Here is a 26,069-nt window from a genome sequence, read left to right on the forward strand (position 1 = left end):
AGCGTGTCACTGATCGCTTCCGACCAATTCCGCATCGTTGTCGGCCTCGGCAAGAGCGGCATGTCCCTGGTTCGCTTCCTGGCGAGCCGGGGCATTGCCTTTGCGGTCGCCGACACCCGCGAGCAACCGCCGGAACTGGACACCCTGCGCCGTGATTACCCGCAGGTGGAAGTGCGCTGTGGCGAGCTGGATGTGGACTTCCTGTGCCGCGCCAGCACGCTGTACGTGAGCCCCGGCCTGGCCCTGGCGACCCCGGCGCTGCAGCAGGCAGCGGCACGTGGCGTGACGCTGTCCGGTGACATCGAGCTGTTCGCCCGTCACGCCAAGGCGCCGATCGTGGCCATCAGTGGTTCCAACGCCAAGAGCACGGTCACCACCCTGGTCGGTGAAATGGCCGCCAAGGCGGGCAAGCGTGTGGCGGTCGGCGGCAACCTCGGCACGCCGGCGCTGGACCTGCTCGATGACAGCGTGGAGCTCTACGTGATGGAGCTGTCGAGCTTCCAGCTGGAAACCACCGACCAGCTCAATGCCGAAGTGGCCACGGTGCTGAACATCAGCGAAGACCACATGGACCGCTACAGCGGCCTGCCGGCCTACCATCTGGCCAAGCACCGCATCTTCCGCGGCGCCCGGCAGGTGGTGGTGAACCGCCAGGACGCGCTGAGCCGCCCATTGCCGGTGGAGGGCCTGCCGTGCTGGACCTTCGGCCTCAATACGCCGGACTTCAAGGCCTTTGGCCTGCGCGAAGTCGACGGCGAAAAATACCTGGCCTTCGAATTCCAGACGCTCATGCCGGTGCGCGAGCTGAAGATTCGCGGTGCCCACAACCAGAGCAACGCCCTGGCGGCCCTGGCCCTCGGCCATGCCGCCGGGCTGCCGTTCGCGCCCATGCTCGAAGCCCTGCGCGAGTTCAAGGGCCTGGCCCATCGCTGCCAGTGGATCCGCGAGCGCAACGGCGTGAACTGGTACGACGATTCCAAGGCCACCAACGTCGGTGCCGCACTGGCTGCTATCGAAGGCCTGGGGGCCGATATCGAAGGCAAGCTGGTACTGATTGCCGGCGGTGACGGCAAGGGTGCTGACTTCGCCGCCCTGCGCGCGCCGGTGGTGCAGCATTGCCGCGCGGTGGTGCTGCTGGGCCGCGATGCCGAGCGCTTGGCGCAAACCCTTGGCGATGACGTGCTGCAGGTGCGAGTGAAAACCCTCGATGAAGCTGTGCAGCGCTGCGCCGAGCTGGCCCAGCCCGGCGATGCCGTGCTGCTGTCGCCGGCCTGCGCCAGCCTCGACATGTTCAAGAACTTCGAAGAACGCGGGCGCCTGTTCGCCCAGGCGGCGGAGGGGCTGGCATGATCTTCGGCATCCTCAAGCCGTACCCGTCGCCGCTGATCAGCGGCCGTGGCATCGACCTCGACTTCCCATTGCTGGCCGGCTGCCTGGCGCTGCTCGGCCTGGGCCTGGTGATGATCACCTCGGCGTCCTCGGAAGTGGCCGCGGTGCAGTCGGGCAACCCGCTCTATCACATGTTCCGCCACCTGGTGTACGTGGTCCTCGGCCTGGGCGCCGGGGTGATGACCATGATGGTGCCGATCGCCACCTGGCAGCGCATGGGCTTCATGATGCTGATCGGCGCCTTCGGCCTGCTGGTGATGGTGCTGGTGCCCGGTATCGGCCGCGAAGTGAACGGTTCGATGCGCTGGATCGGCTTCAGCTTCTTCAACGTCCAGCCGTCCGAGATCGCCAAGGTCTTCGTGGTCATCTACCTGGCCGGCTACCTGGTGCGCCGACAGACCGAAGTTCGCGAAACCTGGATGGGCTTCTTCAAGCCGTTCATCGTGCTGCTGCCGATGGCCGTCCTGCTGCTGATGGAGCCGGACTTCGGCGCCACCGTGGTGATGATGGGCGCCGCTGCGGCCATGTTGTTCCTGGGCGGGGTGGGGTTGTTCCGCTTCTCGCTGATGGTGGTGCTGGCGGTGGTGTCGGTGGTGGTGCTGGTCCAGGCCCAGCCGTATCGGATGGCGCGCCTGATCACCTTTACCGACCCGTGGTCCGACCAGTTCGGCTCCGGCTACCAGCTGACCCAGGCGTTGATCGCCTTTGGCCGCGGCGAGTGGCTGGGCGTGGGCCTGGGCAACAGCGTGCAGAAGCAGTTCTACCTGCCCGAAGCGCACACCGACTTCGTGTTCTCGGTGCTGGCTGAAGAGCTGGGCGTGGTCGGCTCGCTGCTGACCGTCGCGCTGTTCGTCTTCGTCACGGTGCGCGCCCTGTACATCGGCCTGTGGGCCGAGAAGGCCAAGCAGTTCTTCGCCGCCTACATGGCGTTCGGCCTGGCCTTCCTGTGGATCGGCCAGTTCCTGATCAACATTGGCGTGAACGTCGGCCTGCTGCCAACCAAGGGCCTGACGCTGCCGTTCCTCAGTTACGGGGGCAGTTCGCTGGTGATCTGCTGCGCCTGCGTAGGGTTGTTATTACGCATCGAGTGGGAGAGCCGCACGCACCTGGGCAGCGAGGAACACGAGTTCAACGAACACGATTTTGCCGAGGAGACCAATCATGGCCGCTGACGGCAAGAACGTATTGATCATGGCCGGCGGTACCGGCGGCCATGTGTTCCCGGCATTGGCCTGTGCCCGCGAGTTCCAGGCCCGTGGCTACAGCGTGCACTGGCTGGGCACCCCGCGCGGCATCGAGAACGAGCTGGTGCCCCAGGCCGGCTTGCCCCTGCACCTGATCCAGGTCAGCGGCCTGCGCGGCAAAGGCAAGCTGTCGCTGCTCAAGGCGCCGTTCACCCTGGTCAAGGCCGTGCTGCAGGCACGGCGTATCGTCCGTGAGCTCAAACCGGTCTGCGTGATCGGCTTCGGCGGCTATGTGACCGGCCCTGGCGGTGTGGCCGCGCGACTGTGCGGCGTGCCCCTGGTGATCCACGAACAGAACGCCCGCGCCGGTACCGCCAATCGTCTGCTCGTGCCGCTGTCGGCGCGGGTGTGCGAGGCGTTCCCGGGCACCTTCGCCGCCAGCGACAAGCTGCGCACCACCGGCAACCCGGTGCGTGCCGAGCTGTTCATGGATGCGCAGCGAGCGCCCTTGGCCGATCGTCGCGCGCGCCTGTTGGTCATGGGCGGCAGCCTGGGTGCGGAACCATTGAATAAATTGTTGCCTAAGGCCCTGTCCGAGGTGCCCGCGAACCTGCGGCCCGAGGTGTTCCACCAGGCCGGCAAGCACCATGCGCCGATCACCGCCGAGCGTTATCAGGAGGCGGGGGTCGAGGCGCAGGTAGAACCGTTCATCAAGGACATGGCCCACGCCTATGGCTGGGCCGACATGGTGGTCTGCCGGGCCGGTGCCCTGACCGTCAGCGAACTCGCGGCGGCAGGCCTGCCTTCGATGCTGGTGCCCTTGCCCCACGCCATCGACGACCACCAGACCCACAACGCCAACTATCTGGCTCGTGAAGGCGCTGCCTTCCTGATGCCGCAAGCGACAACTGGCGCAGCGCAGCTCGCTGAACGCCTGAACGAGGTGCTGATGCAACCCGAGAAACTCAACACCATGGCCGGCACCGCGCGTCGCCTGGCCAAACCTGCCGCAACCAGCACCGTGGTCGATATCTGCCTGGAGGTGGCCCATGGTTGAAAGCCAGAAAGCCATGCCGCAGCCCAAGATGGGCCGTATCCGCCGTATCCACTTCGTCGGTATCGGCGGCGTGGGCATGTGCGGTATCGCCGAAGTGCTGCTGAACCTGGGCTATGAAGTGTCCGGTTCCGACCTCAAGACCTCGCCGGTCACCGAACGCCTGGAATCGTTCGGCGCCGAGATCTTCGTCGGCCACCGCGCCGAGAACGCCGCCAGCGCCGATGTGCTGGTGGTGTCCAGCGCGATCAACCCGGCCAACCCGGAAGTCGCCACTGCGCTCGAACGCCGCATCCCGGTGGTGCCGCGTGCCGAGATGCTCGCCGAGCTGATGCGCTATCGCCACGGTATCGCCGTGGCCGGCACCCACGGCAAGACCACCACCACCAGCCTGCTGGCCTCGGTGTTCGCCGCCGGTGGCCTGGACCCGACCTTCGTCATCGGTGGCCGATTGACCGCCGCCGGCACCAATGCGCAGCTGGGCACCAGCCGCTACCTGATCGCCGAAGCCGACGAAAGCGATGCCAGCTTCCTGCACCTGCAGCCGATGGTTGCCGTGGTCACCAACATCGACGCCGACCACATGGCGACCTACGAAGGTGACTTCAACAAGCTGAAGAAGACCTTCGTCGAGTTCCTGCACAACCTGCCGTTCTACGGCCTGGCCGTGATGTGCCTGGACGACCCGGTGGTGCGCGAGATCCTGCCGCAGGTCAAGCGCCCGACGGTCACCTACGGTTTCAGCGAAGAGGCCGACATCCGCGCCATCAACGTGCGCCAGCAGGGCATGCAGACCCACTTCACCGTGCTGCGCCGCGACTGCGAGCCGCTCGAGGTGTCGGTGAACATGCCGGGCAACCACAACGTGCTCAATGCCCTGGCCACCATCGCCATCGCCACTGACGAAGGCATCAGCGACGAGGCCATCGTCCAGGGCCTGTCCGGCTTCCAGGGCGTCGGCCGACGCTTCCAGGTGTACGGCGAGCTGCCGGTCGAAGGCGGCAGCGTGATGCTGGTCGACGATTACGGCCACCACCCGACCGAAGTTGCCGCGGTGATCAAGGCCGTGCGTGGCGGCTGGCCGAGCCGCCGTCTGGTGATTGTCTACCAGCCGCACCGCTACAGCCGTACCCGCGACCTGTACGACGACTTCGTGCAGGTGCTGGGCGACGCCAACGTGTTGCTGCTGATGGAGGTCTACCCGGCCGGCGAAGAGCCGATCCCGGGCGCCGACAGCCGTCAGCTGTGCCACAGCATCCGCCAGCGCGGCAAGCTGGACCCGATCTACATCGAACGTGGCGCCGAGCTGGCGCCGCTGGTGCAGCCGCTGCTGCGCGCCGGCGACATCCTGCTGTGCCAGGGTGCCGGTGATGTCGGCGGCCTGGCCCCGCAACTGATGAAAAGCCCGCTGTTCGCTGGCGCCAAGCAGGAGAAGTCGAAATGACCAGCGCCTACGACACGCTGCATTCCACCCTCGACGTCACAGCCTTCGGCCGCGTCGCCGTGCTGTACGGCGGCAAGAGCGCCGAGCGCGAGGTGTCGCTCAAGTCCGGCGCCGCGGTGATCGAGGCGCTGACCAGCGCCGGTGTCGACGTGGTCGGCATCGACGTGGGCGATGACCTGCTGACGCGGCTGCAGAACGAGAAGATCGACCGCGCCTTCATCATCCTCCACGGCCGTGGTGGTGAAGACGGCAGCATGCAAGGCCTGCTCGAGTGCCTGGGCATCCCCTACACCGGCAGCGGCATCCTCGCTTCGGCCCTGGCCATGGACAAGCTGCGCACCAAGCAGGTGTGGCAGAGCCTGGGGATTCCAACCCCGCGCCACGCCGTGCTGGCCAGTGAGCAGGATTGTGTTGCCGCCAGTGCGGAACTGGGCTTCCCGCTGATCGTCAAACCTGCCCATGAAGGTTCGAGCATCGGCATGGCCAAGGTGAACAGCGAGCAGGAACTGATCGCCGCCTGGCAAGACGCCGCCAAATACGATTCGCAAGTACTGGTCGAGCAATGGATTCACGGCCCGGAGTTCACCATCGCCGTGCTGCGTGGCCAGGTGCTGCCGCCGATCGCGCTGGGCACCCCCCACGTGTTCTACGACTACGACGCCAAGTACATCGCCAATGACACCCAGTACCGCATCCCGTGCGGCCTGGACAGCGTCAAGGAACAAGAGCTGATCGACCTGACCGCGCGTGCCTGCGATGCCATCGGCATCGAAGGCTGGGGCCGGCTGGACGTGATGCAGGACGAGCAGGGCCGGTTCTGGCTGCTCGAAGTCAACACCGCACCTGGCATGACCGATCATAGCCTGGTGCCCATGGCGGCCCGCGCGGCCGGCCTGGACTTCCAGCAACTGGTGCTGGCGATCCTGGCCGACAGCGTAGCGACGCGAGGTTAACAGCCATGCAAGGCGCGATGATACGTCAGCAGCAACCCGTCCCCGGCCGCAGCAAGCCGGTGCCGCGTGGTGCCAGCCGACTGGTGGCTGACGAGCCCGTATCGGCGCGCCTGCCCCGTCCCAGCTTCGGCGGCCTCAAGCGCCTGTTGTGGCCGGTGCTGCTGGTGGCTGCAGGCTTTGGCGCCTATGAAGGCGCCATCCGCCTGATGCCGTACGCCGATCGGCCGATCACCAAGATCGCCGTGCAGGGCGACCTCAGCTACATCAGCCAGCAGGCGGTGCAGCAGCGTATCGCGCCCTACGTGGCGGCGAGCTTCTTCACCGTAGACCTGACGGCCATGCGCGTCGAGCTGGAACAGATGCCGTGGATCGCCCACGCCGAAGTGCGCAGGGTCTGGCCGGATGAAGTGGTGATCCGCCTGGAAGAACAGTTGCCGGTGGCGCGCTGGGGTGACGAGGCCCTGCTCAACAACCAGGGCCAGGCCTTCACCCCGCGCGAGCTGGCCAACTACGAGCACCTGCCGCAGCTGTTCGGGCCGCAGCGGGCTCAGCAACAAGTCATGCAGCAGTATCAGGTATTGAGCCAGATGCTGCGCCCCATGGGCTTTTCCATCGCTCGCCTGGAGCTGCGCGAGCGAGGCAGCTGGTTCCTGACCACTGGCGCGGGCAGCGCCGGGCCAGGCATCGAACTGCTGTTGGGGCGCGACCATCTGGTGGAGAAAATGCGCCGTTTCATTGCCATTTACGACAAAACGCTTAAAGACCAGATCACCACTATCGCCCGCATCGATCTGCGTTACGCCAACGGTCTGGCCGTTGGTTGGCGGGAACCGATTGCACCGACGACGGCCCAACCCGCCGTTGCGAAGAATTAGAGAGAGGCAGGACCATGGCAAACGCGCATAGCGGCAAAATGATCGTCGGGCTGGACATTGGCACCTCCAAGGTGGTGGCGCTGGTGGGTGAAGTCGGCGAAGACGGTACCCTGGAAATCGTCGGTATCGGTACTCACCCGTCCCGCGGCCTGAAGAAGGGCGTGGTGGTGAACATCGAGTCCACCGTGCAGTCGATCCAGCGCGCCGTGGAAGAGGCCCAACTGATGGCCGGTTGCCGTATCCACTCGGCATTCGTCGGCGTGGCCGGCAACCACATCCGCAGCCTGAACTCCCACGGCATCGTCGCCATCCGCGATCGCGAAGTCAGCACCGCCGACCTTGAGCGCGTACTCGACGCGGCCCAGGCCGTGGCGATTCCGGCCGACCAGCGCGTGTTGCACACCCTGCCGCAGGACTACGTGATCGACAACCAGGAAGGCGTGCGCGAGCCACTGGGCATGTCCGGCGTACGTCTGGAGGCCAAGGTCCACGTGGTCACCTGCGCGGTCAACGCCGCGCAGAACATCGAGAAGTGCGTGCGCCGCTGTGGCCTTGAGATCGACGACATCATCCTCGAGCAGCTGGCCTCGGCGTACTCGGTGCTGACCGACGACGAGAAAGAGCTGGGCGTGTGCCTGGTGGACATCGGTGGTGGCACCACCGACATCGCCATCTTCACCGAAGGCGCGATCCGCCACACCGCGGTGATCCCGATCGCCGGCGACCAGGTCACCAACGACATTGCCATGGCCCTGCGCACACCTACGCAGTACGCCGAGGAAATCAAGATCCGCTACGCCTGCGCCCTGGCCAAACTGGCTGGCGCCGGCGAGACCATCAAGGTACCGAGCGTGGGCGACCGCCCACCGCGCGAGCTGTCGCGCCAGGCCCTGGCCGAGGTCGTCGAGCCCCGTTACGACGAGCTCTTCACCCTGATCCAGGCCGAGCTGCGCCGCAGCGGCTACGAGGATCTGGTGCCGGCTGGCATCGTCCTCACCGGCGGTACCGCGAAAATGGAAGGCGCCGTGGAACTGGCCGAGGAAATCTTCCACATGCCGGTACGCCTGGGCGTACCGCACAGCGTTCGGGGGCTGAGCGACGTGGTGCGCAACCCGATCTATTCCACCGGCGTGGGCCTGCTCACCTACGGGCTGCAAAAGCAGTCCGAGGACCTGTCCCTGACCGGCATCAGCAACAGCAGCAACAACAGCTATGGCGATGAACCGAAGGCCCCGGTGCTTGAACGACTCAAGCGTTGGGTCCAGGGCAACTTCTAAGTTTCAAAGCAGTAGTGGTAGGCGCAATAACTAGAGAACTGTAAGGAGAGGGAAAATGTTCGAGCTCGTAGACAACGTCCCGCAAAGCCCGGTCATCAAGGTGATCGGTGTGGGCGGTGGCGGCGGCAACGCCGTTAACCACATGGTCAAAAGCAACATTGAAGGCGTCGAGTTCATCTGCGCCAACACCGATGCCCAGGCGCTGAAAAACATCGGCGCGCGCACCATTCTGCAACTGGGTACCGGCGTGACCAAGGGCCTGGGCGCAGGTGCCAATCCGGAAGTCGGCCGTCAGGCCGCGCTGGAAGACCGTGAGCGCATCGCCGAAGTGCTGCAGGGCACCAACATGGTGTTCATTACCACCGGCATGGGTGGTGGTACCGGTACCGGTGCTGCGCCGATCATCGCCGAAGTGGCCAAGGAAATGGGCATCCTCACCGTTGCGGTGGTGACCCGTCCGTTCCCGTTCGAAGGCCGCAAGCGCATGCAGATCGCCGACGAAGGCATCCGCATGTTGGCTGACAGCGTCGACTCGCTGATCACCATCCCCAACGAAAAGCTGCTGACCATCCTGGGCAAGGATGCAAGCCTGCTGTCCGCCTTCGCCAAGGCCGACGACGTGCTGGCCGGCGCCGTGCGCGGCATCTCCGACATCATCAAGCGCCCTGGCATGATCAACGTCGACTTTGCCGACGTGCGCACCGTGATGAGCGAAATGGGCATGGCCATGATGGGTACCGGTTGCGCCAGCGGCCCGAACCGCGCCCGCGAAGCCACCGAGGCGGCGATCCGCAACCCGCTGCTCGAAGACGTCAACCTGCAGGGCGCCCGCGGCATCCTGGTGAACATCACCGCAGGCCCGGACCTGTCGCTGGGTGAGTACTCCGACGTGGGTAGCATCATCGAAGCCTTCGCCTCCGACCACGCCATGGTCAAGGTGGGTACCGTGATCGATCCGGACATGCGCGACGAACTGCACGTGACCGTGGTCGCTACTGGCCTGGGTGCGCGCATCGAGAAGCCGGTCAAGGTGGTCGACAACACCCTGCAGACCGCTCAGCAGGTTTACGAGTCCTCCAACCCGGCCCCGGTTCGCCAGGAGCAGCCAGCCGTCAACTATCGTGACCTGGAGCGCCCGACTGTCATGCGCAACCAGGCCCATGCAGGTGCCGCGGCGGCCGCTAAACTCAACCCTCAGGACGATCTGGACTACCTGGATATCCCTGCGTTCCTGCGTCGTCAGGCCGATTGATGGAATTTATCAGGGGTATAAGGGTGATTGGTGTTCAGCAAAGGCCGGGTCTGTTATCATCCCCAGCCTTTGTTGATACCTGTTCGCATTATTTGCGCTGAAGCGGCCAATGCCATGATTAGACAACGCACCCTGAAGAATACCATCCGTGCCACGGGCGTCGGCCTGCACTCCGGGGAGAAGGTCTACCTGACCCTCAAGCCTGCGCCTGTCGACACCGGCATCGTCTTCCGCCGCGCCGACCTCGACCCTGTGGTCGAAATCCCGGCGCGCGCGGCCAACGTCGGCGAGACCACCATGTCTACGACGCTGGTCAACGGTGACGTCAAAGTCGATACGGTCGAGCACCTGCTCTCCGCCATGGCGGGCCTGGGCATCGATAACGCCTACGTCGAGCTCTCCGCCTCGGAAGTGCCGATCATGGATGGCAGCGCCGGACCTTTCGTATTCCTGATCCAATCGGCCGGCCTGGAAGAACAGGACGCACCGAAGAAGTTCATTCGCATCCTGCGCGAAGTGACAGTGGAAGAGGGCGACAAGCGCGCCACTTTCCTGCCGTTCGACGGGTTCAAGGTGAGCTTCGAGATCGACTTCGATCACCCGGTCCTCAAGGGCCAGACCCAAAGCGCGTCTGTAGATTTCTCCAGCACTTCGTTCGTGAAGGAAGTCAGCCGCGCGCGGACCTTCGGGTTCATGCGTGACATCGAGTACCTGCGCAAGCACAACCTTGCGCTGGGCGGCAGTGTCGAGAACGCCATCGTGGTCGATGAGACCGGCGTACTCAACGAAGACGGCCTTCGCTCCGAAGACGAATTCGTCAAGCACAAGATCCTCGATGCCATCGGCGACCTTTACCTGCTGGGCAACAGCCTGATCGGCGAGTTCAAGGGCTACAAGTCCGGCCACTCGTTGAACAACCAGCTGCTGCGCAAGCTGATTGCTGAAACCGACGCCTGGGAAGTGGTGTTCTTCGAAGATGCCAGCACGGCACCGATCTCGTACATGCGCCCTGTTGCGGCTGTGTAAGTTCGAACACTCTCTAGTTGTTGATCAAGGCCACCTTCGGGTGGCCTTTTTTATTTTCGCATTCAGTCGCTGCGCAGCTTCTGTGGGAGCAACTGTCTTGCCCACAAATTAAGTACCTGGCGCTACCCTGTGGGAACGGGTTTACCCGCGAACACCGGCGCAGCCCGTGCCATCCACCGCAGCGCATGCTTCGCGGGTAAACCCGCTCCTACAGGCCGCAGTCAGTTCGGACGTGTTCAGTCTTTGTTCTGGGCGTGCGCGGCCAGCCGTTCCAGCGCGGCCTTGAGCTTCGGATCGCTGATGCCTTCGGCTGAGCCGCGGATACTTTCTGCGGCAGTTTCCGAAAGCTCCGGCCCCTGACCCTCGCGTTTGGCCGCGACCAGCGGCGGCTGCACTTTGAACAGGATCCGCGTCAGGTTGGCAAAGGCTTCCAGCGCCAGCAACTGACGCTGCAGGCGCTTCTGCTGGTAGCGCAGGCGGGTGGCCCAGTGGCCGTCGGTGACCACCAGCAACAAGGTGCCCTCTTTCCACGACGCCACATGGCAATGCTCGCGGGCGGCCGGTTGCAGCTGGCTTTCCAGCAGGCGCTGCAGATGCTCCAGGCGCTCGGCCTGGTTGAGCAACAGGCGCAGCGGCCGGGCCTTGCGCAGCAGGTCGGCGGGGGGGCGGGCGGGGGAGGGTTTGTAGGCCATCTAAAGTTTCGCCGCAGGTTACAAGGTCGGCAGTCTAACAGATGCGGGATTTGCCCCGGCCTCTTCGCGGGTAAACCCGCTCCCACAGGTTCGTAACCGCTTCGAGGCTTGAGGAAGTCCTGTGGGAGCGGGTTTACCCGCGAAGAGGCCCACACAGGCTAATCAGGCCGAAATTGATGCAAGTCATTCTCGATACGTTTCATCTTCCGCCACCTTGAACTTGGCGAAAAAGCCCTTATGTTAGGCAGGCCCCATACATACGCTGTGCCAGTATCGTGGAAATCCACCACTTTCCTCACAATCGTTTCCGGGTAGAATGCTCGTTCGCATGCGGCCTCTGGGCTGCACGGGCGACTCATGGGGCCGCCCTCCATCCCTACGTGTGGAAGATCCTGCCGATATGTTTGCGCCTTTGTTAAAGAAACTTTTTGGAAGCAAGAACGAGCGCGAGATCAAACGCCTGCTCAAGACGGTGAGCACCGTCAATGCCTTCGAAGAGAAGATGGTGGCCCTCTCCGACGAACAGCTGCGGGGCAAGACCGCAGAGTTCAAAGAGCGCCTGGCCAAAGGCGAAACCCTCGACCAGCTGTTGCCTGAAGCCTTCGCCGTGGCCCGTGAGGCCGGCAAGCGCGTGATGGGCATGCGTCACTTCGACGTTCAGCTGATCGGCGGTATGACCCTGCACGAAGGCATGATCGCAGAAATGCGTACCGGTGAAGGCAAGACCTTGGTCGGTACTCTGGCCGTGTACCTCAACGCGCTGTCCGGCAAGGGCGTGCACGTGGTCACGGTCAACGACTACCTGGCCCGCCGCGACGCCAACTGGATGCGCCCGCTGTACGAATTCCTCGGCCTGACCGTGGGTATCGTTTCGGCATTCCAGCCGCCGGAAGAAAAACGCGCCGCCTACGCCGCCGACATCACCTACGGCACCAACAACGAATTCGGCTTCGACTACCTGCGCGACAACATGGCGTTCAGCGTCGACGAGAAGTTCCAGCGTGAGCTGAACTTCGCCGTGATCGACGAAGTCGACTCCATCCTCATCGACGAAGCGCGTACCCCGCTGATCATCTCCGGTCAGGCCGAAGACAGCTCCAAGCTGTACATCGAGATCAACCGCCTGATCCCGCGCCTCACCCAGCACATCGAGGAAGTCGAAGGCCAGGTGACCCAAGAGGGCCACTACAGCATCGACGAGAAGAGCCGCCAGGTCGAACTCAACGAGGCCGGCCACCAGTTCATCGAGGACATGCTCACCCAGTCCGGCCTGCTGGCCGAGGGCGAGAGCCTGTACTCCGCGCATAACCTGGGCCTGCTGACCCACGTCTACGCCGGCCTGCGCGCGCACAAGCTGTTCCACCGCAACGTCGAGTACATCGTCCAGGAAGGCCAGATCCTCCTGATCGACGAGCACACCGGCCGTACCATGCCGGGCCGTCGCCTGTCCGAAGGCCTGCACCAGGCCATCGAAGCGAAGGAAAACCTGAACATTCAGGCCGAAAGCCAGACCCTGGCTTCCACCACCTTCCAGAACTACTTCCGCCTCTACACCAAGCTGTCCGGCATGACCGGTACCGCCGACACCGAAGCGTTCGAGTTCGCCCAGATCTACAACCTCAACGTGATGGTCATCCCACCGAACAAGCCGTTGGCCCGTAAGGACTTCAACGACCTGGTGTACCTGACCGCCGATGAGAAGTACGCCGCGATCATCGCCGACATCAAGGAAAGCATGGCCCAGGGCCGCCCTGTGCTGGTCGGTACCGCGACCATCGAAACCTCCGAGCACATGTCCAACCTGCTCAAGAAGGAAGGCATCGATCACAAGGTCCTGAACGCCAAGTACCACGAAAAAGAGGCCGAGATCATCGCCCAGGCCGGTGCTCCGGGCGCGCTGACCATCGCCACCAACATGGCCGGCCGTGGTACCGACATCCTGCTCGGCGGTAACTGGGAGGCCGAAGTCGCCGCCCTGGACAACCCGAGCGCCGAGCAGATCGCCAAGATCAAGGCCGACTGGCAGAAGCGTCACCAGCAGGTCCTGGAAGCCGGTGGCCTGCACGTGATCGCCTCCGAACGCCACGAATCGCGCCGTATCGACAACCAGCTGCGGGGCCGTGCCGGCCGCCAGGGTGACGCCGGCTCCAGCCGCTTCTACCTGTCGCTGGAAGACAGCCTGATGCGCATCTTCGCCTCCGACCGGGTGAAGAACTTCATGAAGGCCCTGGGCATGCAGTCCGGTGAAGCCATCGAGCACCGAATGGTCACCAACGCCATTGAAAAAGCCCAGCGCAAGGTCGAAGGCCGCAACTTCGATATTCGTAAGCAACTGCTTGAATACGATGACGTGGCCAACGAACAGCGCAAGGTGATCTACCACATGCGCAACAGCCTGCTGGCCGCCGAAAACATCGGCGACACCATCGCCGAGTTCCGCCAGGAAGTGCTCGATGCCACCATCAGCCAGCACATTCCGCCGCAGTCGCTGCCTGAGCAGTGGGACGTTGCCGGCCTCGAGGCTTCGCTGGCCAGCGATTTCGCCATCAAGCTGCCGATCCAGCAGTGGCTCGACGAGGACGATCACCTCTACGAAGAAACGCTGCGCGAGAAGCTGATCACCGAGATCACCAGCGCCTACAACGAGAAAGAGGACCAGGCTGGCGAAGACGCGCTGCGTACCTTCGAGAAGCAGATCCTGCTGCGTGTACTGGACGACCTTTGGAAAGACCACCTGTCGACCATGGACCACCTGCGTCACGGCATTCACCTGCGTGGTTATGCGCAGAAGAACCCGAAGCAGGAGTACAAGCGCGAGTCGTTCACCCTGTTCCAGGAACTGCTGGACTCGATCAAGCGCGACACCATCCGCGTGCTTTCGCACGTTCAGGTACGCCGCGAAGACCCGGTCGAAGAAGAAGCCCGCCTGCGCCGCGAAGCAGAGGAGCTGGCCAGCCGCATGCAGTTCCAGCACGCTGCCGCCCCTGGCCTGGAAAGCGAGCAACTGGCTGAAGAAGGCGCCGAAGTGGCTGTGGCCGCCGCGCCTGTGCGTAACGACCTCAAGCTGGGCCGCAACGAGCCGTGCTGGTGTGGTTCGGGCAAGAAATTCAAGCACTGCCATGGTCAGATCGAGTGATCTGATCTCACCATTGGCTTGAGATCCCGGGGCTGCGTCGCAGCCCATCGCGACACAAGGCCGCTCCTACAGGAATCGCAACAACCCTGTAGGAGCGGCCTTGTGTCGCGAAAGGGGCGCAAAGCGCCCCCCAATTCCCCAAAATTTCTAGGAGCGCTCTAATGGCTGTTGGTCTTGGTCCTTTGCCCACCCTGCACCCGGTTCCCGGTTTCGAACTCGGCATCGCCTCGGCGGGCATCAAGCGCCCCGGGCGCAAGGATGTGGTGGTGATGCGCTGTGCCGAAGGCTCCAGCGTTGCCGGCGTGTTCACCCTCAACGCGTTCTGCGCGGCACCGGTGATCCTCTCCAAGCAGCGCGTGCAGGGCACCGTGCGCTACCTGCTGACCAACACCGGCAATGCCAACGCCGGCACCGGCGCCCCAGGCCTGGCCGCCGCTGAGCGCACCTGCGCCAAACTGGCCGAACTGACCGGCGTGCCTGCCGAGTCGGTACTGCCATTCTCCACCGGCGTGATCGGTGAGCCGCTGCCGGTCGAGAAGATCGAAGGCGCGTTGCAGGCAGCCCTCGACAACCTGTCCGAGAACCACTGGGCCGAAGCCGCCACCGGCATCATGACCACCGACACCCTGCCCAAGGGTGCCAGCCGCCAGTTCCAGTTCGACGGCAAGACCATCACCGTCACCGGTATCAGCAAAGGCGCCGGCATGATCCGCCCGAACATGGCCACCATGCTCGGCTACATCGCCACCGACGCCAAGGTCGCACCGCAGGTGCTCAAAGACCTGATGCTCGACGGCGCCAACAAGTCGTTCAACCGCATCACCATCGACGGCGATACCTCGACCAACGACTGCTGCATGCTGATCGCCACCGGCAAGGCCGACGTACCGGAAGTGACCGAGGCCCGCGGCGAGCTGTTCGAGGCGCTGAAAAAGGCCGTGTTCGAAGTGTGCATGGACGTGGCCCAGGCCATCGTGCGTGACGGCGAAGGCGCCACCAAGTTCGTCACCGTGCAAGTCAACGGCGGCGGCAACCACCAGGAATGCCTGGACGTCGGCTACGCCGTGGCCCACTCGCCGCTGATCAAGACTGCGCTGTTCGCCTCCGACCCGAACTGGGGCCGCATCCTCGCCGCGGTAGGCCGTGCCGGCGTGCCAGAGCTGGATGTCAGCCTGATCGACGTCTACCTCGACAACGTCTGCATCGCCAGCCAGGGCGGCCGCAGCCCGAGCTACACCGAGGCGCAGGGTTCTGCCGTGATGGCCCAGGAAGAGATCACCATCCGCATCGAACTGGGCCGTGGCCAGTGCAGCGAAACCATCTGGACCACCGACCTGTCCCACGAGTACGTGAAGATCAACGCCGAATACCGCACCTGATCCAACCCATCGCGGGGCAAGCCCGCTCCCACGATTTTCGGCGTGGGAGCGGGCTTGCCCCGCGATGCTCCCTCTGCCATGAAACATGGAGCCGCCCCATGAGCTATCACCTGATCATCGGCGACAAGCTGTATTCCTCCTGGTCGCTGCGCGGCGCCCTGGCCCTCGAACTGGCCGGCGCGCCCTACCAAGAAACCCTGGTCAAACTCAACCAGCCCGACACCCGCCAACGCCTGCTGGCGTTCTCGGCCACCGGCAAGGTACCGCTGCTCAAGACCGAGCACGGCGTGATCGCCGACTCCCTGGCCATCGCCGAGTACCTCAACGAACAGCATCCTGACGCCAGGCTCTGGCCTGAAGACGTCGCCAGCCGCGCCCAGGCGCGCTCGGCCTGCGCGCAGATGCACAGCGGCTTCTTCGCCCTGCGCGGTGCCATGCCGTTCGACCTGTCCCGCGACCAGGCGCTGGAGAACATGCCGCTGGACGTGCAAGTCGATATCGACCGCATCGTCGCCCTGTGGTCCGAGTGCCGCCTGCTGGCCAAGGACCAAGGCCCATTCCTGTTCGGCCGGCCGACCCTGGCCGATGCCTTCTTCGCCCCGGTGGCCGTGCGCCTGCGCACCTACCGCGTTGCAGTGCCCGCCGAAGCTGCGGCCTATATCGAAACCATTTACCAGTGGCCGGCCTTCCAGGCCTGGCAGCAGGCTGGCCTGGCGGAGCGTGCAGGGTGAAGCGGATTCATGTAGTTGCCGCCGTCATCCGAGGCGCCGACGGGCGCATCCTGATCGCCCGCCGTGCCGACACCCAGCACCAGGGCGGCCTGTGGGAGTTCCCCGGCGGCAAGCTGGAGGAGGGCGAGGGCGTCGAGGCGGCACTGGCCCGTGAGCTGCGCGAAGAGCTGGGTATCGAGGTCAGCCGTTCGCGGCCGCTGATCAAGGTCAGCCACGACTACCCGGACAAGCAGGTGCTGCTGGATGTGCGCGAGGTGGATGCCTTCACCGGCGAGCCCCATGGCGCGGAAGGCCAGCCGTTGGCCTGGGTGGCGCCCCGCGACCTGGGCCAGTACGACTTCCCTGAAGCCAACAAGCCGATCGTCGCCGCCGCGCGCTTGCCGGATCAATACCTGATCACGCCGGACGGGCTTGAGGTGCCGGAGCTGCTCAAGGGCATCCAGAAGGCGGTGGCCAATGGGATCAAGCTGATCCAGCTGCGCGCCCCGGACATGTACGACCCCAAGTACCGCGACGTTGCCGTGGATGCGGTCGGGCTGTGCGCCGGCAAGGCACAACTGATGCTCAAGGGGCCGTTGGAGTGGCTGGGCGACTTTCCGGCGGCCGGTTGGCACCTCACGGCGGCGCAGCTGCGCAAGTACGCCGCCAAAGGCCGCCCGTTCCCCGAGAACCGCTGGCTGGCGGCGTCCTGCCACAGCGCCGAAGAGTTGGCGCTGGCCGAGCAGATGGGCGTGGATTTCGTCACCCTGTCGCCGGTACAGGCGACCCAGACGCATCCGGATGCCACACCGCTCGGTTGGGATGAGGCGCAGCGCTTGATCGGCACGATCAGCCGCCCGGTGTTCCTGTTGGGTGGGGTCGGGCCGGGTGAGCGGGAGCAGGCCTGGGATGCCGGGGCACAAGGTGTTGCCGGGATTCGGGCGTTCTGGCCTGAGATCTGAGTGCGCTGGCAATCGCGGGGCAAGCCCGCTCCCACGCTAGAGTGTGTAACTGGCGTGGGAGCGGGCTTGCCCCGCGATGCTTTTCAGGCCGGCTTTGTGGCTGCCTGCCACAGCACTTCGGCTACGCCCTGCCGCCGCCCGATAATCCGCGCGGCCACGAACAACAGATCCGACAACCGGTTGATATACGCCAACCCCACCCCCTCCAGTGGCTCAACGGCATTCAGCTGCTGACACCGCCGCTCCGCCGCCCGCGCCTGGCTGCGGCACACATGGGCCTGTGCCACCAGCGCCGAACCACCCGGCAGGATGAAGTTCTTCAACGGCCCCAGCTCATCGTTCCAACGATCGATGGCCGCTTCGAGGCGCTCGACCTCGGCAGCGGTCAATGCTTGATAGCTGGGCATGGCCAGCTCGCCACCCAAGTCGAACAAGCGGTGCTGACACGGCGCCAGTACCTCGACCAGCTCTTGCAGGCCGGCCTCGGCCAATCCGGCAAGCAATACTCCAAGCTGGCTGTTGAGGCTGTCCACCTCGCCGATCGCCTCGATCCGCGGATGGTCCTTGGGCACCCGGCGGCCATCGCCCAGGCCGGTTTCACCCTTGTCGCCGGTGCGGGTGTAGATCTTCGACAGGCGATAGCCCATGTCACGTCTCCGTTTTGGTGGTGGCCGGCAGGCCGAGGGGCAGGCGCAGGGTGAAGCAGGTACCCTGGCCGGGCGTGGAGTGCACTTCCATCTGCCCTTTGTGGTTGTTGGTAATGATGAAGTACGAGACCGACAGCCCAAGGCCGGTGCCCTGGCCGATCTCCTTGGTGGTGAAGAATGGCTCGAAGGTGCGCTTGCGCACGGTCTCGGGCATGCCCACGCCATTGTCCTCCACCTGGATTTCCGCCCAAGGCGGGTTGAGCCGGGTGCGCAGGGTGATTCGCCCCGGCTCGCTGGGCTGCGGGCGCTGGTGGATGGCCTGGGCGGCGTTCTTCAGCAGGTTGAGCAGCACCTGCTCCAGCTCGTTGGCGGTGCCGGGCACCGCCCCGAGCTGCGGGTCGAACTGGCGGACGATGGCCTGGCCCTTGAAGTCGAAGCCGATGGCCAGGTCGAAGTCGTTGCCGGCGATTTCCACCGCCTGGTCGATCAGCGCCGGCAGGTCGCAGGGCGCCAGCTGACGGTTGCTGAGGCGGCTGAAACTGAGCATGTGGGTGACGATCTTCGCCGCCCGGGCGCCGGCCTGCTGAATGCCGTCGAGCAGTTGCGGCACTTCGCGGCTGTCCAGGTAGCGGTTGACGGCCGGCAGGTCCAGACCTAGCTCGGTGGCCTGTTCCTGGTTGCGTGGCAGCTCCGGCGACAGGCGCCGGCGGATGTTCTGCACGTTGTGCAGGATCGCTCCCAGCGGGTTGTTGATCTCATGGGCCATGCCTGCAGCCAGGCCACCGACCGAGAGCATCTTTTCCGACTGCACCATCATTTCTTCCAGCGACAGGCGCTGGGTGATGTCGTCGATACGGATCACCACGCCACGGCCGCCGCCGCCGGTCAGCGGGTAGAAGGTCAGGGCGTAGTGGCGCAGGTCGTCGCCCTTGGGCCAGGTGACCCGCTCGATTTTTGCCACCCGGTGCTTCTCGACGCTTTCCTTGAGCTGCGGCAAAAACGGCTTGAGCGGCGCGAAGGCCAGGAAGATCGGCTGGTTCAGCGCCTCGTCCAGCGGTGTGCCGGAAAGCACCGTGGCTTCGTGGTTCCACTGGGTGACGTAAAGCTGCTCGTCGAGGGCGATCAGCGCCGAAGGCATGGAGTCGATGATGCTGTTCAGGTAGTTCTGGAAACCCGTGAGTTTCTTTTCGATCTTGCTGCGCACCTGGACTTCCAGCTCCAGCTTGCGGTTGGTGTGGCGGGTTTCTTCCGCCAGGCCCTGGGCCTGGTCGTAGGCCTGCTGGAACTCGTCGCGGGCGCCCTTGAGCTGCTGCTCGCGGGCTTCGATGCGCGACAGCATGGTGTTGAACGCATCGGCCAGGCTGCCGATCTCGTCATCGTTGCCGCGCTGGGCCCGCAGGGCGTAGCTCTCTTCCCGGGTGACCTGGCGCGACAGTTCTTCGAGGTTGTTGATCGGCAGGGTGATCAAGCGCTTGATCTGCCGGGCGATGACCAGCCACAGCAGGATGCTGAATATCAGGATCGCCAGGCTGGCGGAGAGGGTGCCGGTGTAGAACGCCATCGGCAGCTCGCTGCTGGCCACCAGCAGCAGGTGCGCGGGCGGGTTGGCGTTGCGCGGCAGGCGGATCAGCTGGGTGCTGCGAAACTCCATCAGGCGCCAGCCGTCGATGTTGCGATAACGCTTGGGCAGGGTGAGGGCGTCGCCGTGCTGGAGCTGGGCGAGCATCTGCCCATCGCCACCGTAGATGGCCGCCGCGCGCAACGGCGAGTAGCTGTCGAGCTCCTTGAGCAGGGCGCTGGCGGTCTCCGGGGAGTCGCCGGCCCGGGAGGACAGCTGCGGATTGGACACCAGCTTGCCGATGGTCTGCAGCGCCTGGGGCGCCATGCTCTCCTGGGTGATCCAGTAGGCGGCGCTGATGAACGCCAGGTTGGCGACCAGCAGGATGGTGACCAGCAGCACCAGCAGGGCCGCCAGCAGTTTCTGCCCGACCGGGAGGTTTTCCAGGCGTTGGCGCAGGCTCATGAGTCAGGGGGTGTCCATGTCCGGTGGATGGGCCAGTCAGTCGCTGGGCAGGCCGCGGGCCTTCAGGCTATCGACCAGGCGCCGTTGCAGGTGTTCCAGCCGTGGCGCGCTTGCCCCGTGCCGGGCGGCGGCGCGGCAGGCGTGACCGAGCAGGTAATGGACCTCGGTGCGCCGGCCATGACGGACATCCTGGTACATGGAAGAGTAGTTGGCGGCGGTGGCGAGGATCACCCGTTGCACTTCTTCCTTCAGGTCGTTGGCGGCCTCGGGCTGGCCGCAGCGCAGCAGCAGGTTGGCCAACTCGTCGCACAGCTGGTCGACTTCGGTCAGGTGCCCGAGCAGCCCGCCGTTGTGGCAGTCGTGCAGCACGGTCAACGGGTTGATGGCGCAGTTGAGCGCCAGTTTGCGCCACAACCGCGAAAGGATGTCGACGCTCCACTGGGCGGGAATACCGGCGTCGTGGAGGTCGTCGAACCACGCTGGCACGGCGGGGTTGAGCGGGTTGCCCAGCCAGTTGAAGCCATGGCCGGCGAAGCGCACCTGCCAGTCCGCCTCGCGGAACGCGCCCTCGGTGCTGGAGGCGAAGATGCAATGGGCATGGGGCACCTGGTCGGCCACCTCATCCTGGCTGCCCAGGCCGTTCTGCAGCAGTACCAGTTCGGCACCCTCGGCCAGCCGTGGGGCCAGGCGCGCCACGGCGGGGGCCGCGTCATAGGCCTTGCAGGCCACCAGTAAACGGTGGATCGGGCCGGTGGCATCGTGGGTTTCGCCGGGGATCGCGTAGAGGCTGCGCTGGTCCTGTTCGACCAGGGTCAGCCCGCCGACGGCCTGATAGGCCGCCAGGCGCTGCTCGTCTCGCAGGATCAGGCGGACCGCCTTGCCGGCGCGGGCCAGGCGGCAGGCCCAGAGGCTGCCGAGGCTACCGGCGCCGAGAATATGCCAGGTGCTGCTCATCTGCGTTTCGCAACCCGTTATAATGAGCCCGCATTTTAACCCCCTAACCCTGACGCGCTCCATCTTCAAGCTGAGCGCGCTGTTTTTTTATGGAGAACCGCCATGCCTTCGTTCGACGTGGTATCGGAACTGGACAAGCACGAAGTCACCAACGCCGTGGACAACGCGGTGAAGGAACTGGACCGCCGCTATGACCTCAAGGGCAAGGGCAGCATCGAGTTCAAGGACAAGGAGCAGACCGTGCTGCTGACCGCCGAGGCCGAGTTCCAGCTCGAGGCGATGGTCGAAATCCTGCGTCTGGCCTTGGTCAAGCGCAAGATCGACGTCAAGTGCCTGGAAGTGAAGGACGCCTACCCATCCGGCAAGGAGATGAAGCAGGAAGCCAAGTTCCGCGAAGGCATCGACAAAGACCTGGCGAAAAAGATCGTTGCCCACATCAAGGACGCCAAGCTCAAGGTCCAGGCTTCGATCCAGGGTGAGCAGGTACGCGTCACCGGCAAGAAGCGTGACGACCTTCAGGAGGCGATTGCTGCGTTGCGCGCCAAGGAATTCGACATGCCGCTGCAGTTCAACAACTTCCGCGACTGATCGAGGCAGGGCAGGAACCTTGATGGCTCAATGATGTCCATCGGTTCCTGCGGTCGCTGCATGCTGTGCGGCCCGTTTCAATGTGTTTTTTGCCGCTTGGCATCAGGAGAGCAAGACGATGGATTTGAATGCAGAGGTCGACCAGCTGGTTCGCCAGTCGCAGACTTGGGTACCGCTGATCATGGAATACGGCAGCCGCCTGCTGCTGGCCTTGCTGACGCTGGCGATCGGCTGGTGGATCATCAGCAGGGTCAGTGCTCGGCTGGGCAAACTGGTTGGCCTGAAGGCCGACGCGGCGTTGCAGGGCTTCATCAGCACCCTGGCCAACATCGTGCTGAAAGTACTGTTGATGGTCAGCGTGGCGTCGATGATCGGCATCGAGACCACCTCGTTCGTCGCCGCCATCGGTGCCGCCGGCCTGGCCATCGGCCTGGCCTTGCAGGGCAGCCTGGCGAACTTCGCCGGGGGCGTGCTGATCCTGATGTTCCGCCCGTTCCGCATCGGCGACTGGATCGAAGCCCAGGGCGTGGCAGGCACCGTGGACAGTATCCAGATCTTCCACACCGTGCTGCGTACCGGTGATAACAAGACGGTCATCATGCCCAACGGCAGCCTGTCCAACGGCATCATCACCAACACCAACCGTCAGCCGACCCGCAAGGTGGTGTTCGACGTGGGTGTCGACTATGACGCCGACCTGCAGAAGGCCCGCAATGTGCTGCTGGAGCTGGCCCAGGACCCGCGTGTGCTGCAGGACCCGGCGCCGCAGGCGGTGGTGTCGACCCTGGGTGACAGTTCGATCACCGTGTCGCTGCGCATCTGGACCAAGACGGCCGACTACTGGGACGTGATGTTCATGCTCAACGAGCATGCCCGTGACCGGCTCAAGGCCGAAGGGATCGACATTCCCTTTCCGCAGCGGGTGATCCGTGTGGTGCAGGAGACTGCCCTGCAATAAACCTGCTTCGACAGTCGGGGCCGCTGCGCGCCCCTTCGCGGGTAAACCCGCTCCCACAGGGTTCACGCTTAACCTGTGGGAGCGGGTTTACCCGCGAAGGGGCGCGCAGCGGCCCCGGCTTTTTCTGCCCCTTACACTTGCTCACAGCAATCTGCCGTCATTTCTGGCATATAGCCTGACCCCACCCGTCCCCACCTGATATTGATCATGAAACCACTGCTGTACATCACCCCCCTGCGAGCCTTGCTGTTCGGCCTGACCCTGGCGCTGTTCGAGCTGCTGACCTACCTGGCCAGCGATGCCGTGATGCCCGCCATGCCGGTCGTAGTCGGCGACCTGGACGCCAGCCCGGAATTCATCCCCCACGCCCTCAACCTGTACCTGCTGGGCGGGGTGGTGCTGCAATGGCTGATCGGCCCGCTCGCCGACCGTTACGGCCGGCGCCCGCTGCTGCTGACGGGCTGCCTGTTCTTCGGCGTGGCTTGCCTGGCGACGTTCTGGGTACATGACATCGGCCTGTTCAACCTGCTGCGCCTGCTGCAGGGCATCGGCCTGGGCTTCGTGGTCACGGTCAGCTACCCGGCCCTCAACGAGGCGTACAGCGAGGCCGACGCGGTGCGCATGATGGCGTTGCTGGCCAACATCGCCCTGCTGTCGCCGTTGCTCGGGCCGCTGGTGGGCACCTTGATGCTGCAGTGGCTGGACTGGCGCTGGCTGTTCGTGGCGTTCGCGGTCGGTGCGGTGCTGTGCTGGCTGCTGCTGTACCGCTTGATGCCGGAAACCCTGGGGGTGGAACGCCGCGACGGCTCACGCCTGCCGTTCACGCCGATCCACCTGCTGCCGCTGTTGGCCGGCTATGGTCAGTTGCTGGCCAACCGCCGGTTTGTCGCGGGCAGCGCGGCGCTGGGCCTGGTCGGGTTGCCGCTGATCGGCTGGATCGGCCTGTCGCCGGTGCTGCTGATCCACGACGAAGGCCTGAGCACGATGGACTACGCACTGTGGCAGTTGCCGGTGTTCGCCGGGCTGATCCTCGGCAATCTGATCATCAACCGCATCGCCGATCGCTATCCGCTGCCGGCACTGGTGCGCGGGGCCCTTTGGCCTTACCTGGCGGGCCTGTCGTTGATGGTCGCGGCGACCTGGTACTGGCCGACAGTTACCAGCGTGGTGGCCGGCATGTCGCTGTACGCGCTGGGGTTGGGTGTGGCCAACGCGGTGCTGTACCGCATGACGCTGTTCGCCAGCGAACAGAGCAAGGGGCTGGTGTCGGCGATGCTGGGGATGATCACCATTGCCTTGCTGGGGCTGGGGGGCGCTGTGTTGGCGATGCTCGGAGCGGGTGCCAGCCTGATGCACTTCGCCGTGGCGGCAGGCATTGCCGGGGCGCTGGCGCTGTGGCCGTTGTGGTTCGTGGTGGGCAGGCGCTCCGGGGAAGGGGCCGTGGCACAGTAGAAGCATCGCGGGGCAAGTCGCAGCGGCGGTGCGCCGCTGCGACTTGCCCCGCGATGAGGCCCTTGAAGGCCTAATTCTGTTCAGCTGCCGGACTCTCCACCGGCACCGGCTTTCCCCGACCGGCTTCCTGTCGCCACTGCAGGGCGATCAGGATCAAGGTCGGCACGCCCAGCAGGGCGGTGATCAGGAAGAAGTCGTGGTAGCCGAACTTCTCCACCATCACCCCTGAATAGCCGCCGATCAGGCGCGGCAGCAGCAGCATGATCGAGCTGAGCAGGGCATATTGCGTGGCCGAGAACTTCAGGTTGGTCAGGCTCGACAGGTAGGCGACGAACGCCGAGGTGGCCAGGCCCGAGCTGAAGTTGTCCAGCGAGATGGTCACCACCAGCATTTCCAGGTTCGGCCCCATGTCGGCCAGCATCAGGAACAGGATGTTGGTTGCCGCCGACGCCGCGCCGCCGATGAACAGGATCGGCAGGATGCCGAAGCGCACGATCAGCAGGCCGCCGGCACCGGCACCGACCAGGGTCATGATCAGGCCGAAGATCTTGCTGACGCTGGCGATCTGGTCCTTGGTAAAGCCCATGTCGATGTAGAACACGTTGGCCATCACGCCCATCACCGTGTCGGACATGCGGTAGGTAGCGATCAACCCGAGCAGCAGCAGGGCCTGCCAGCGGTAGCGGCTGATGAAGTCGTTGACCGGGGTGAGCACCGGGGCCAGGCCGCGACGGCCGAGGGACGACAGGCACGCCCAGCTCAGCAGTGCATAGAGCAGCAGGCGCAGGAAGGCGCGGTCTTCGAGCAGCAGGTCGAGCGGGGTGGCGTCGCCGAACAGCACGCTGGCCCAGTCGGTGTTGAACATCTGGGTGAAACTGGCAGGTACCGAAACCAGCAGGATGATCAGGACGAACACCGACGCCAGTTGGTGCATCAGCCCGTAGCGCGCCGCCGACAGTTGGGTACGCAGCGGTACCGGGGGTTCACGCATGATCAGCGTGGTGAACACCGCCGGCAGCATCAGCACGCCGAACAGCACGTAAGTGCCGGTCCAGGCCTGATGCAGGTAGCTGAAACCGGTGGAACCGAACCACTCGGCGAAGAACAGTGCGCCGGCCGTGGCCAGCAGCGCGGCGACCCGGTAGCCGGCCATGTAGCTGGCGGCCAACGCAGCCTGGCGCTGGTCGTCGGCGATTTCCAGGCGATAGGCATCGACGGCGATGTCCTGGGTAGCCGAGGCAAAGGCTACCAGCACTGCTAGCGCGACCAGCCATGACAGGTGTTTCTGCGGGTCGCAGAAGCCCATGCCGACCAGGCCCAGCACCACCAGCACCTGCGACAGCAGCAACCAGGAGCGGCGGCGGCCCATGCCGCCGAGCAGCGGCAGGCGCCATTGGTCGAGCAGGGGTGACCACACCCACTTGAAGGCATACGCCAGGCCGATCAGGCTGGCGTAACCGATGGTTTCGCGCGCCACACCCGCTTCGCGCAACCAGACCGACAGGGTCGAGAACACCAGCATGTACGGCAGGCCGGCGGCGAATCCGAGCAGCAGAAGTACCAAGGTTGACGGGCTGGCATAGGCAGCGAGCGCAGCGCGCCAGGTTTTACGGGGCATGGGCCAACATCTGCCTCAAGTTTGCGAAAACAAAGCGCGCACTCTAACCGCTGTGCTCCATCGGGCGCCAGCCATGGCGCGCCATATCCACACGATTATTGGCTACATTCACGCCTTCTGCGCGCAGACGAGCGCGCTGTTCGTCGCCGGATGGGGTGCCCAGGGCAAGGCTCAGGCGCCCCCCTGCGCCGAGCACGCGGTGCCACGGCAGGCGGGTGTCCGCAGGCAGTTGCCCGAGGGTACGGCCAACCCAGCGGGCCGCGCGGCCAAGGCCCGCCAGCTCGGCGAGCTGGCCGTAGCTGACCACCTTGCCCGGCGGGACTTGGCCGAGCACCGAATACAACGCCATTCGTCGGGCTTCGGCATCTTCCGGTGGTGGAGCAGAGATGGCAGACATCAGAGCCCCCTTGGCCTGTAGATGAAACCGGACGGATGGCAACGGCAAATAAGAGTGGAACTCATCGGCATGGTCTGGGTCTGTCCTTGCTCATGGCGT

At 64.8% G+C, this 26,069-nt stretch carries 22 protein-coding genes; 16 read left to right on the forward strand and 6 right to left on the reverse strand.

The window, feature by feature from the left end; genetic code table 11:
* Positions 1 to 3: 3 nt before the first annotated feature.
* The 9 genes from murD to lpxC all read left to right on the forward strand — a co-directional run bounded on the left by murD (position 4) and on the right by lpxC (position 10,454).
* Positions 4 to 1,350 carry a UDP-N-acetylmuramoyl-L-alanine--D-glutamate ligase gene (gene murD, locus EJA05_RS05060; RefSeq protein WP_125857535.1) on the forward strand — a complete coding sequence of 449 codons (1,347 nt, stop codon included), beginning with the start codon at positions 4 to 6 and terminating at the stop codon, positions 1,348 to 1,350.
* Positions 1,347 to 2,561, forward strand: coding sequence for a putative lipid II flippase FtsW (gene ftsW / locus EJA05_RS05065; protein WP_125857536.1), 1,215 nt, complete (start codon positions 1,347 to 1,349; stop codon positions 2,559 to 2,561). Before murD ends, ftsW begins: the two co-directional genes overlap by 4 nt.
* Complete coding sequence (gene murG / locus EJA05_RS05070; RefSeq protein WP_125462722.1) at positions 2,551 to 3,630, forward strand: undecaprenyldiphospho-muramoylpentapeptide beta-N-acetylglucosaminyltransferase; 1,080 nt, start codon at positions 2,551 to 2,553, stop codon at positions 3,628 to 3,630. Before ftsW ends, murG begins: the two co-directional genes overlap by 11 nt.
* A complete protein-coding gene (gene murC, locus EJA05_RS05075) occupies positions 3,623 to 5,071 on the forward strand; it encodes a UDP-N-acetylmuramate--L-alanine ligase (RefSeq protein WP_125462723.1) in 1,449 nt (482 codons plus the stop codon). Before murG ends, murC begins: the two co-directional genes overlap by 8 nt.
* Positions 5,068 to 6,024: a D-alanine--D-alanine ligase gene (locus EJA05_RS05080; protein WP_125857537.1), complete on the forward strand. Its 957-nt coding sequence runs from the start codon at positions 5,068 to 5,070 to the stop codon at positions 6,022 to 6,024. Before murC ends, EJA05_RS05080 begins: the two co-directional genes overlap by 4 nt.
* 5 nt (positions 6,025 to 6,029) lie before the next feature.
* Positions 6,030 to 6,899, forward strand: a complete 870-nt coding sequence (locus EJA05_RS05085; protein ID WP_125462725.1) for a cell division protein FtsQ/DivIB — start codon at positions 6,030 to 6,032, stop codon at positions 6,897 to 6,899.
* 14 nt (positions 6,900 to 6,913) lie between these two features.
* The gene (ftsA, locus tag EJA05_RS05090; RefSeq protein WP_110991616.1) at positions 6,914 to 8,176 is read left to right on the forward strand and encodes a cell division protein FtsA; all 1,263 of its coding nucleotides are present in this window, start codon (positions 6,914 to 6,916) and stop codon (positions 8,174 to 8,176) included.
* Positions 8,177 to 8,231: 55 nt separating this feature from the next.
* Positions 8,232 to 9,428: a cell division protein FtsZ gene (gene ftsZ, locus EJA05_RS05095; protein ID WP_110991615.1), complete on the forward strand. Its 1,197-nt coding sequence runs from the start codon at positions 8,232 to 8,234 to the stop codon at positions 9,426 to 9,428.
* 114 nt (positions 9,429 to 9,542) lie between these two features.
* A complete protein-coding gene (gene lpxC, locus EJA05_RS05100; RefSeq protein ID WP_110991614.1) occupies positions 9,543 to 10,454 on the forward strand; it encodes a UDP-3-O-acyl-N-acetylglucosamine deacetylase in 912 nt (303 codons plus the stop codon).
* Between the two features lie 236 nt (positions 10,455 to 10,690).
* Here the strand turns inward: lpxC and EJA05_RS05105 are convergent, their stop codons facing one another.
* The gene (locus EJA05_RS05105; protein WP_125462726.1) at positions 10,691 to 11,146 is read right to left on the reverse strand and encodes a DUF721 domain-containing protein; all 456 of its coding nucleotides are present in this window, start codon (positions 11,144 to 11,146) and stop codon (positions 10,691 to 10,693) included.
* 400 nt (positions 11,147 to 11,546) lie between these two features.
* Here EJA05_RS05105 and secA point away from each other — a divergent pair, with 400 nt between their 5' ends.
* The 4 genes from secA (at position 11,547) to EJA05_RS05130 (ending at position 17,333) form a co-directional block, all read left to right on the forward strand.
* Complete coding sequence (secA, locus tag EJA05_RS05115) at positions 11,547 to 14,282, forward strand: preprotein translocase subunit SecA (protein ID WP_125857539.1); 2,736 nt, start codon at positions 11,547 to 11,549, stop codon at positions 14,280 to 14,282.
* Positions 14,283 to 14,443: 161 nt separating this feature from the next.
* Positions 14,444 to 15,661, forward strand: coding sequence for a bifunctional glutamate N-acetyltransferase/amino-acid acetyltransferase ArgJ (argJ, locus tag EJA05_RS05120; RefSeq protein WP_125462728.1), 1,218 nt, complete (start codon positions 14,444 to 14,446; stop codon positions 15,659 to 15,661).
* 98 nt (positions 15,662 to 15,759) lie between these two features.
* Positions 15,760 to 16,392: a glutathione S-transferase family protein gene (locus tag EJA05_RS05125; protein ID WP_125857540.1), complete on the forward strand. Its 633-nt coding sequence runs from the start codon at positions 15,760 to 15,762 to the stop codon at positions 16,390 to 16,392.
* Positions 16,389 to 17,333 carry a Nudix family hydrolase gene (locus EJA05_RS05130; RefSeq protein WP_125857541.1) on the forward strand — a complete coding sequence of 315 codons (945 nt, stop codon included), beginning with the start codon at positions 16,389 to 16,391 and terminating at the stop codon, positions 17,331 to 17,333. Before EJA05_RS05125 ends, EJA05_RS05130 begins: the two co-directional genes overlap by 4 nt.
* An 83-nt stretch (positions 17,334 to 17,416) precedes the next feature.
* On the opposite strand, the gene EJA05_RS05135 is transcribed toward EJA05_RS05130, so the two are convergent.
* The 3 genes from EJA05_RS05135 to EJA05_RS05145 are packed head-to-tail and all read right to left on the reverse strand — an operon-like array spanning position 17,417 to position 20,957.
* Complete coding sequence (locus EJA05_RS05135) at positions 17,417 to 17,980, reverse strand: cob(I)yrinic acid a,c-diamide adenosyltransferase (RefSeq protein ID WP_125857542.1); 564 nt, start codon at positions 17,978 to 17,980, stop codon at positions 17,417 to 17,419.
* Between the two features lies 1 nt (position 17,981).
* On the reverse strand, positions 17,982 to 20,003 hold the full coding sequence (locus EJA05_RS05140) for a sensor histidine kinase (RefSeq protein ID WP_125857543.1): 2,022 nt from the start codon (positions 20,001 to 20,003) through the stop codon (positions 17,982 to 17,984).
* A gap of 36 nt (positions 20,004 to 20,039) precedes the next feature.
* On the reverse strand, positions 20,040 to 20,957 hold the full coding sequence (locus tag EJA05_RS05145; RefSeq protein ID WP_125857544.1) for a putative 2-dehydropantoate 2-reductase: 918 nt from the start codon (positions 20,955 to 20,957) through the stop codon (positions 20,040 to 20,042).
* Positions 20,958 to 21,059: 102 nt separating this feature from the next.
* On the opposite strand from EJA05_RS05145, the gene EJA05_RS05150 reads away from it, so the two are divergent.
* From EJA05_RS05150 to EJA05_RS05160, 3 genes are all read left to right on the forward strand, one after another.
* Positions 21,060 to 21,545: a YajQ family cyclic di-GMP-binding protein gene (locus tag EJA05_RS05150; RefSeq protein WP_125857545.1), complete on the forward strand. Its 486-nt coding sequence runs from the start codon at positions 21,060 to 21,062 to the stop codon at positions 21,543 to 21,545.
* A gap of 118 nt (positions 21,546 to 21,663) precedes the next feature.
* Positions 21,664 to 22,503 (forward strand): mechanosensitive ion channel family protein, encoded by an 840-nt coding sequence (locus EJA05_RS05155; RefSeq protein WP_125462735.1) that lies wholly within the window; start codon positions 21,664 to 21,666, stop codon positions 22,501 to 22,503.
* A gap of 207 nt (positions 22,504 to 22,710) precedes the next feature.
* Positions 22,711 to 23,955, forward strand: coding sequence for an MFS transporter (locus EJA05_RS05160; protein ID WP_125857546.1), 1,245 nt, complete (start codon positions 22,711 to 22,713; stop codon positions 23,953 to 23,955).
* Between the two features lie 70 nt (positions 23,956 to 24,025).
* Here the strand turns inward: EJA05_RS05160 and EJA05_RS05165 are convergent, their stop codons facing one another.
* Together EJA05_RS05165 and EJA05_RS05170 are read right to left on the reverse strand one after the other, a co-directional pair.
* Positions 24,026 to 25,573 carry an AmpG family muropeptide MFS transporter gene (locus EJA05_RS05165; protein ID WP_110991601.1) on the reverse strand — a complete coding sequence of 516 codons (1,548 nt, stop codon included), beginning with the start codon at positions 25,571 to 25,573 and terminating at the stop codon, positions 24,026 to 24,028.
* A 43-nt stretch (positions 25,574 to 25,616) separates the two neighbouring features.
* The gene (locus EJA05_RS05170; protein WP_110991600.1) at positions 25,617 to 25,970 is read right to left on the reverse strand and encodes an MGMT family protein; all 354 of its coding nucleotides are present in this window, start codon (positions 25,968 to 25,970) and stop codon (positions 25,617 to 25,619) included.
* Between the last annotated feature and the right edge of the window lie 99 nt (positions 25,971 to 26,069).

The organism is Pseudomonas oryziphila, from assembly GCF_003940825.1.
GTDB lineage: Bacteria > Pseudomonadota > Gammaproteobacteria > Pseudomonadales > Pseudomonadaceae > Aquipseudomonas > Aquipseudomonas sichuanensis.

Coding starts and splice junctions, on each gene's coding strand:
- ftsW (WP_125857536.1), top strand. CDS start 1,347: ATGATCTTCGGCATCCTCAAGCCGTACCCGTCGCCGCTGATCAGCGGC.
- murG (WP_125462722.1), top strand. CDS start 2,551: ATGGCCGCTGACGGCAAGAACGTATTGATCATGGCCGGCGGTACCGGC.
- murC (WP_125462723.1), top strand. CDS start 3,623: ATGGTTGAAAGCCAGAAAGCCATGCCGCAGCCCAAGATGGGCCGTATC.
- EJA05_RS05080 (WP_125857537.1), top strand. CDS start 5,068: ATGACCAGCGCCTACGACACGCTGCATTCCACCCTCGACGTCACAGCC.
- EJA05_RS05085 (WP_125462725.1), top strand. CDS start 6,030: ATGCAAGGCGCGATGATACGTCAGCAGCAACCCGTCCCCGGCCGCAGC.
- ftsA (WP_110991616.1), top strand. CDS start 6,914: ATGGCAAACGCGCATAGCGGCAAAATGATCGTCGGGCTGGACATTGGC.
- ftsZ (WP_110991615.1), top strand. CDS start 8,232: ATGTTCGAGCTCGTAGACAACGTCCCGCAAAGCCCGGTCATCAAGGTG.
- lpxC (WP_110991614.1), top strand. CDS start 9,543: ATGATTAGACAACGCACCCTGAAGAATACCATCCGTGCCACGGGCGTC.
- EJA05_RS05105 (WP_125462726.1), bottom strand. CDS start 11,146: ATGGCCTACAAACCCTCCCCCGCCCGCCCCCCCGCCGACCTGCTGCGC.
- secA (WP_125857539.1), top strand. CDS start 11,547: ATGTTTGCGCCTTTGTTAAAGAAACTTTTTGGAAGCAAGAACGAGCGC.
- argJ (WP_125462728.1), top strand. CDS start 14,444: ATGGCTGTTGGTCTTGGTCCTTTGCCCACCCTGCACCCGGTTCCCGGT.
- EJA05_RS05125 (WP_125857540.1), top strand. CDS start 15,760: ATGAGCTATCACCTGATCATCGGCGACAAGCTGTATTCCTCCTGGTCG.
- EJA05_RS05135 (WP_125857542.1), bottom strand. CDS start 17,980: ATGGGCTATCGCCTGTCGAAGATCTACACCCGCACCGGCGACAAGGGT.
- EJA05_RS05140 (WP_125857543.1), bottom strand. CDS start 20,003: ATGAGCCTGCGCCAACGCCTGGAAAACCTCCCGGTCGGGCAGAAACTG.
- EJA05_RS05145 (WP_125857544.1), bottom strand. CDS start 20,957: ATGAGCAGCACCTGGCATATTCTCGGCGCCGGTAGCCTCGGCAGCCTC.
- EJA05_RS05150 (WP_125857545.1), top strand. CDS start 21,060: ATGCCTTCGTTCGACGTGGTATCGGAACTGGACAAGCACGAAGTCACC.
- EJA05_RS05155 (WP_125462735.1), top strand. CDS start 21,664: ATGGATTTGAATGCAGAGGTCGACCAGCTGGTTCGCCAGTCGCAGACT.
- EJA05_RS05160 (WP_125857546.1), top strand. CDS start 22,711: ATGAAACCACTGCTGTACATCACCCCCCTGCGAGCCTTGCTGTTCGGC.
- EJA05_RS05165 (WP_110991601.1), bottom strand. CDS start 25,573: ATGCCCCGTAAAACCTGGCGCGCTGCGCTCGCTGCCTATGCCAGCCCG.
- EJA05_RS05170 (WP_110991600.1), bottom strand. CDS start 25,970: ATGTCTGCCATCTCTGCTCCACCACCGGAAGATGCCGAAGCCCGACGA.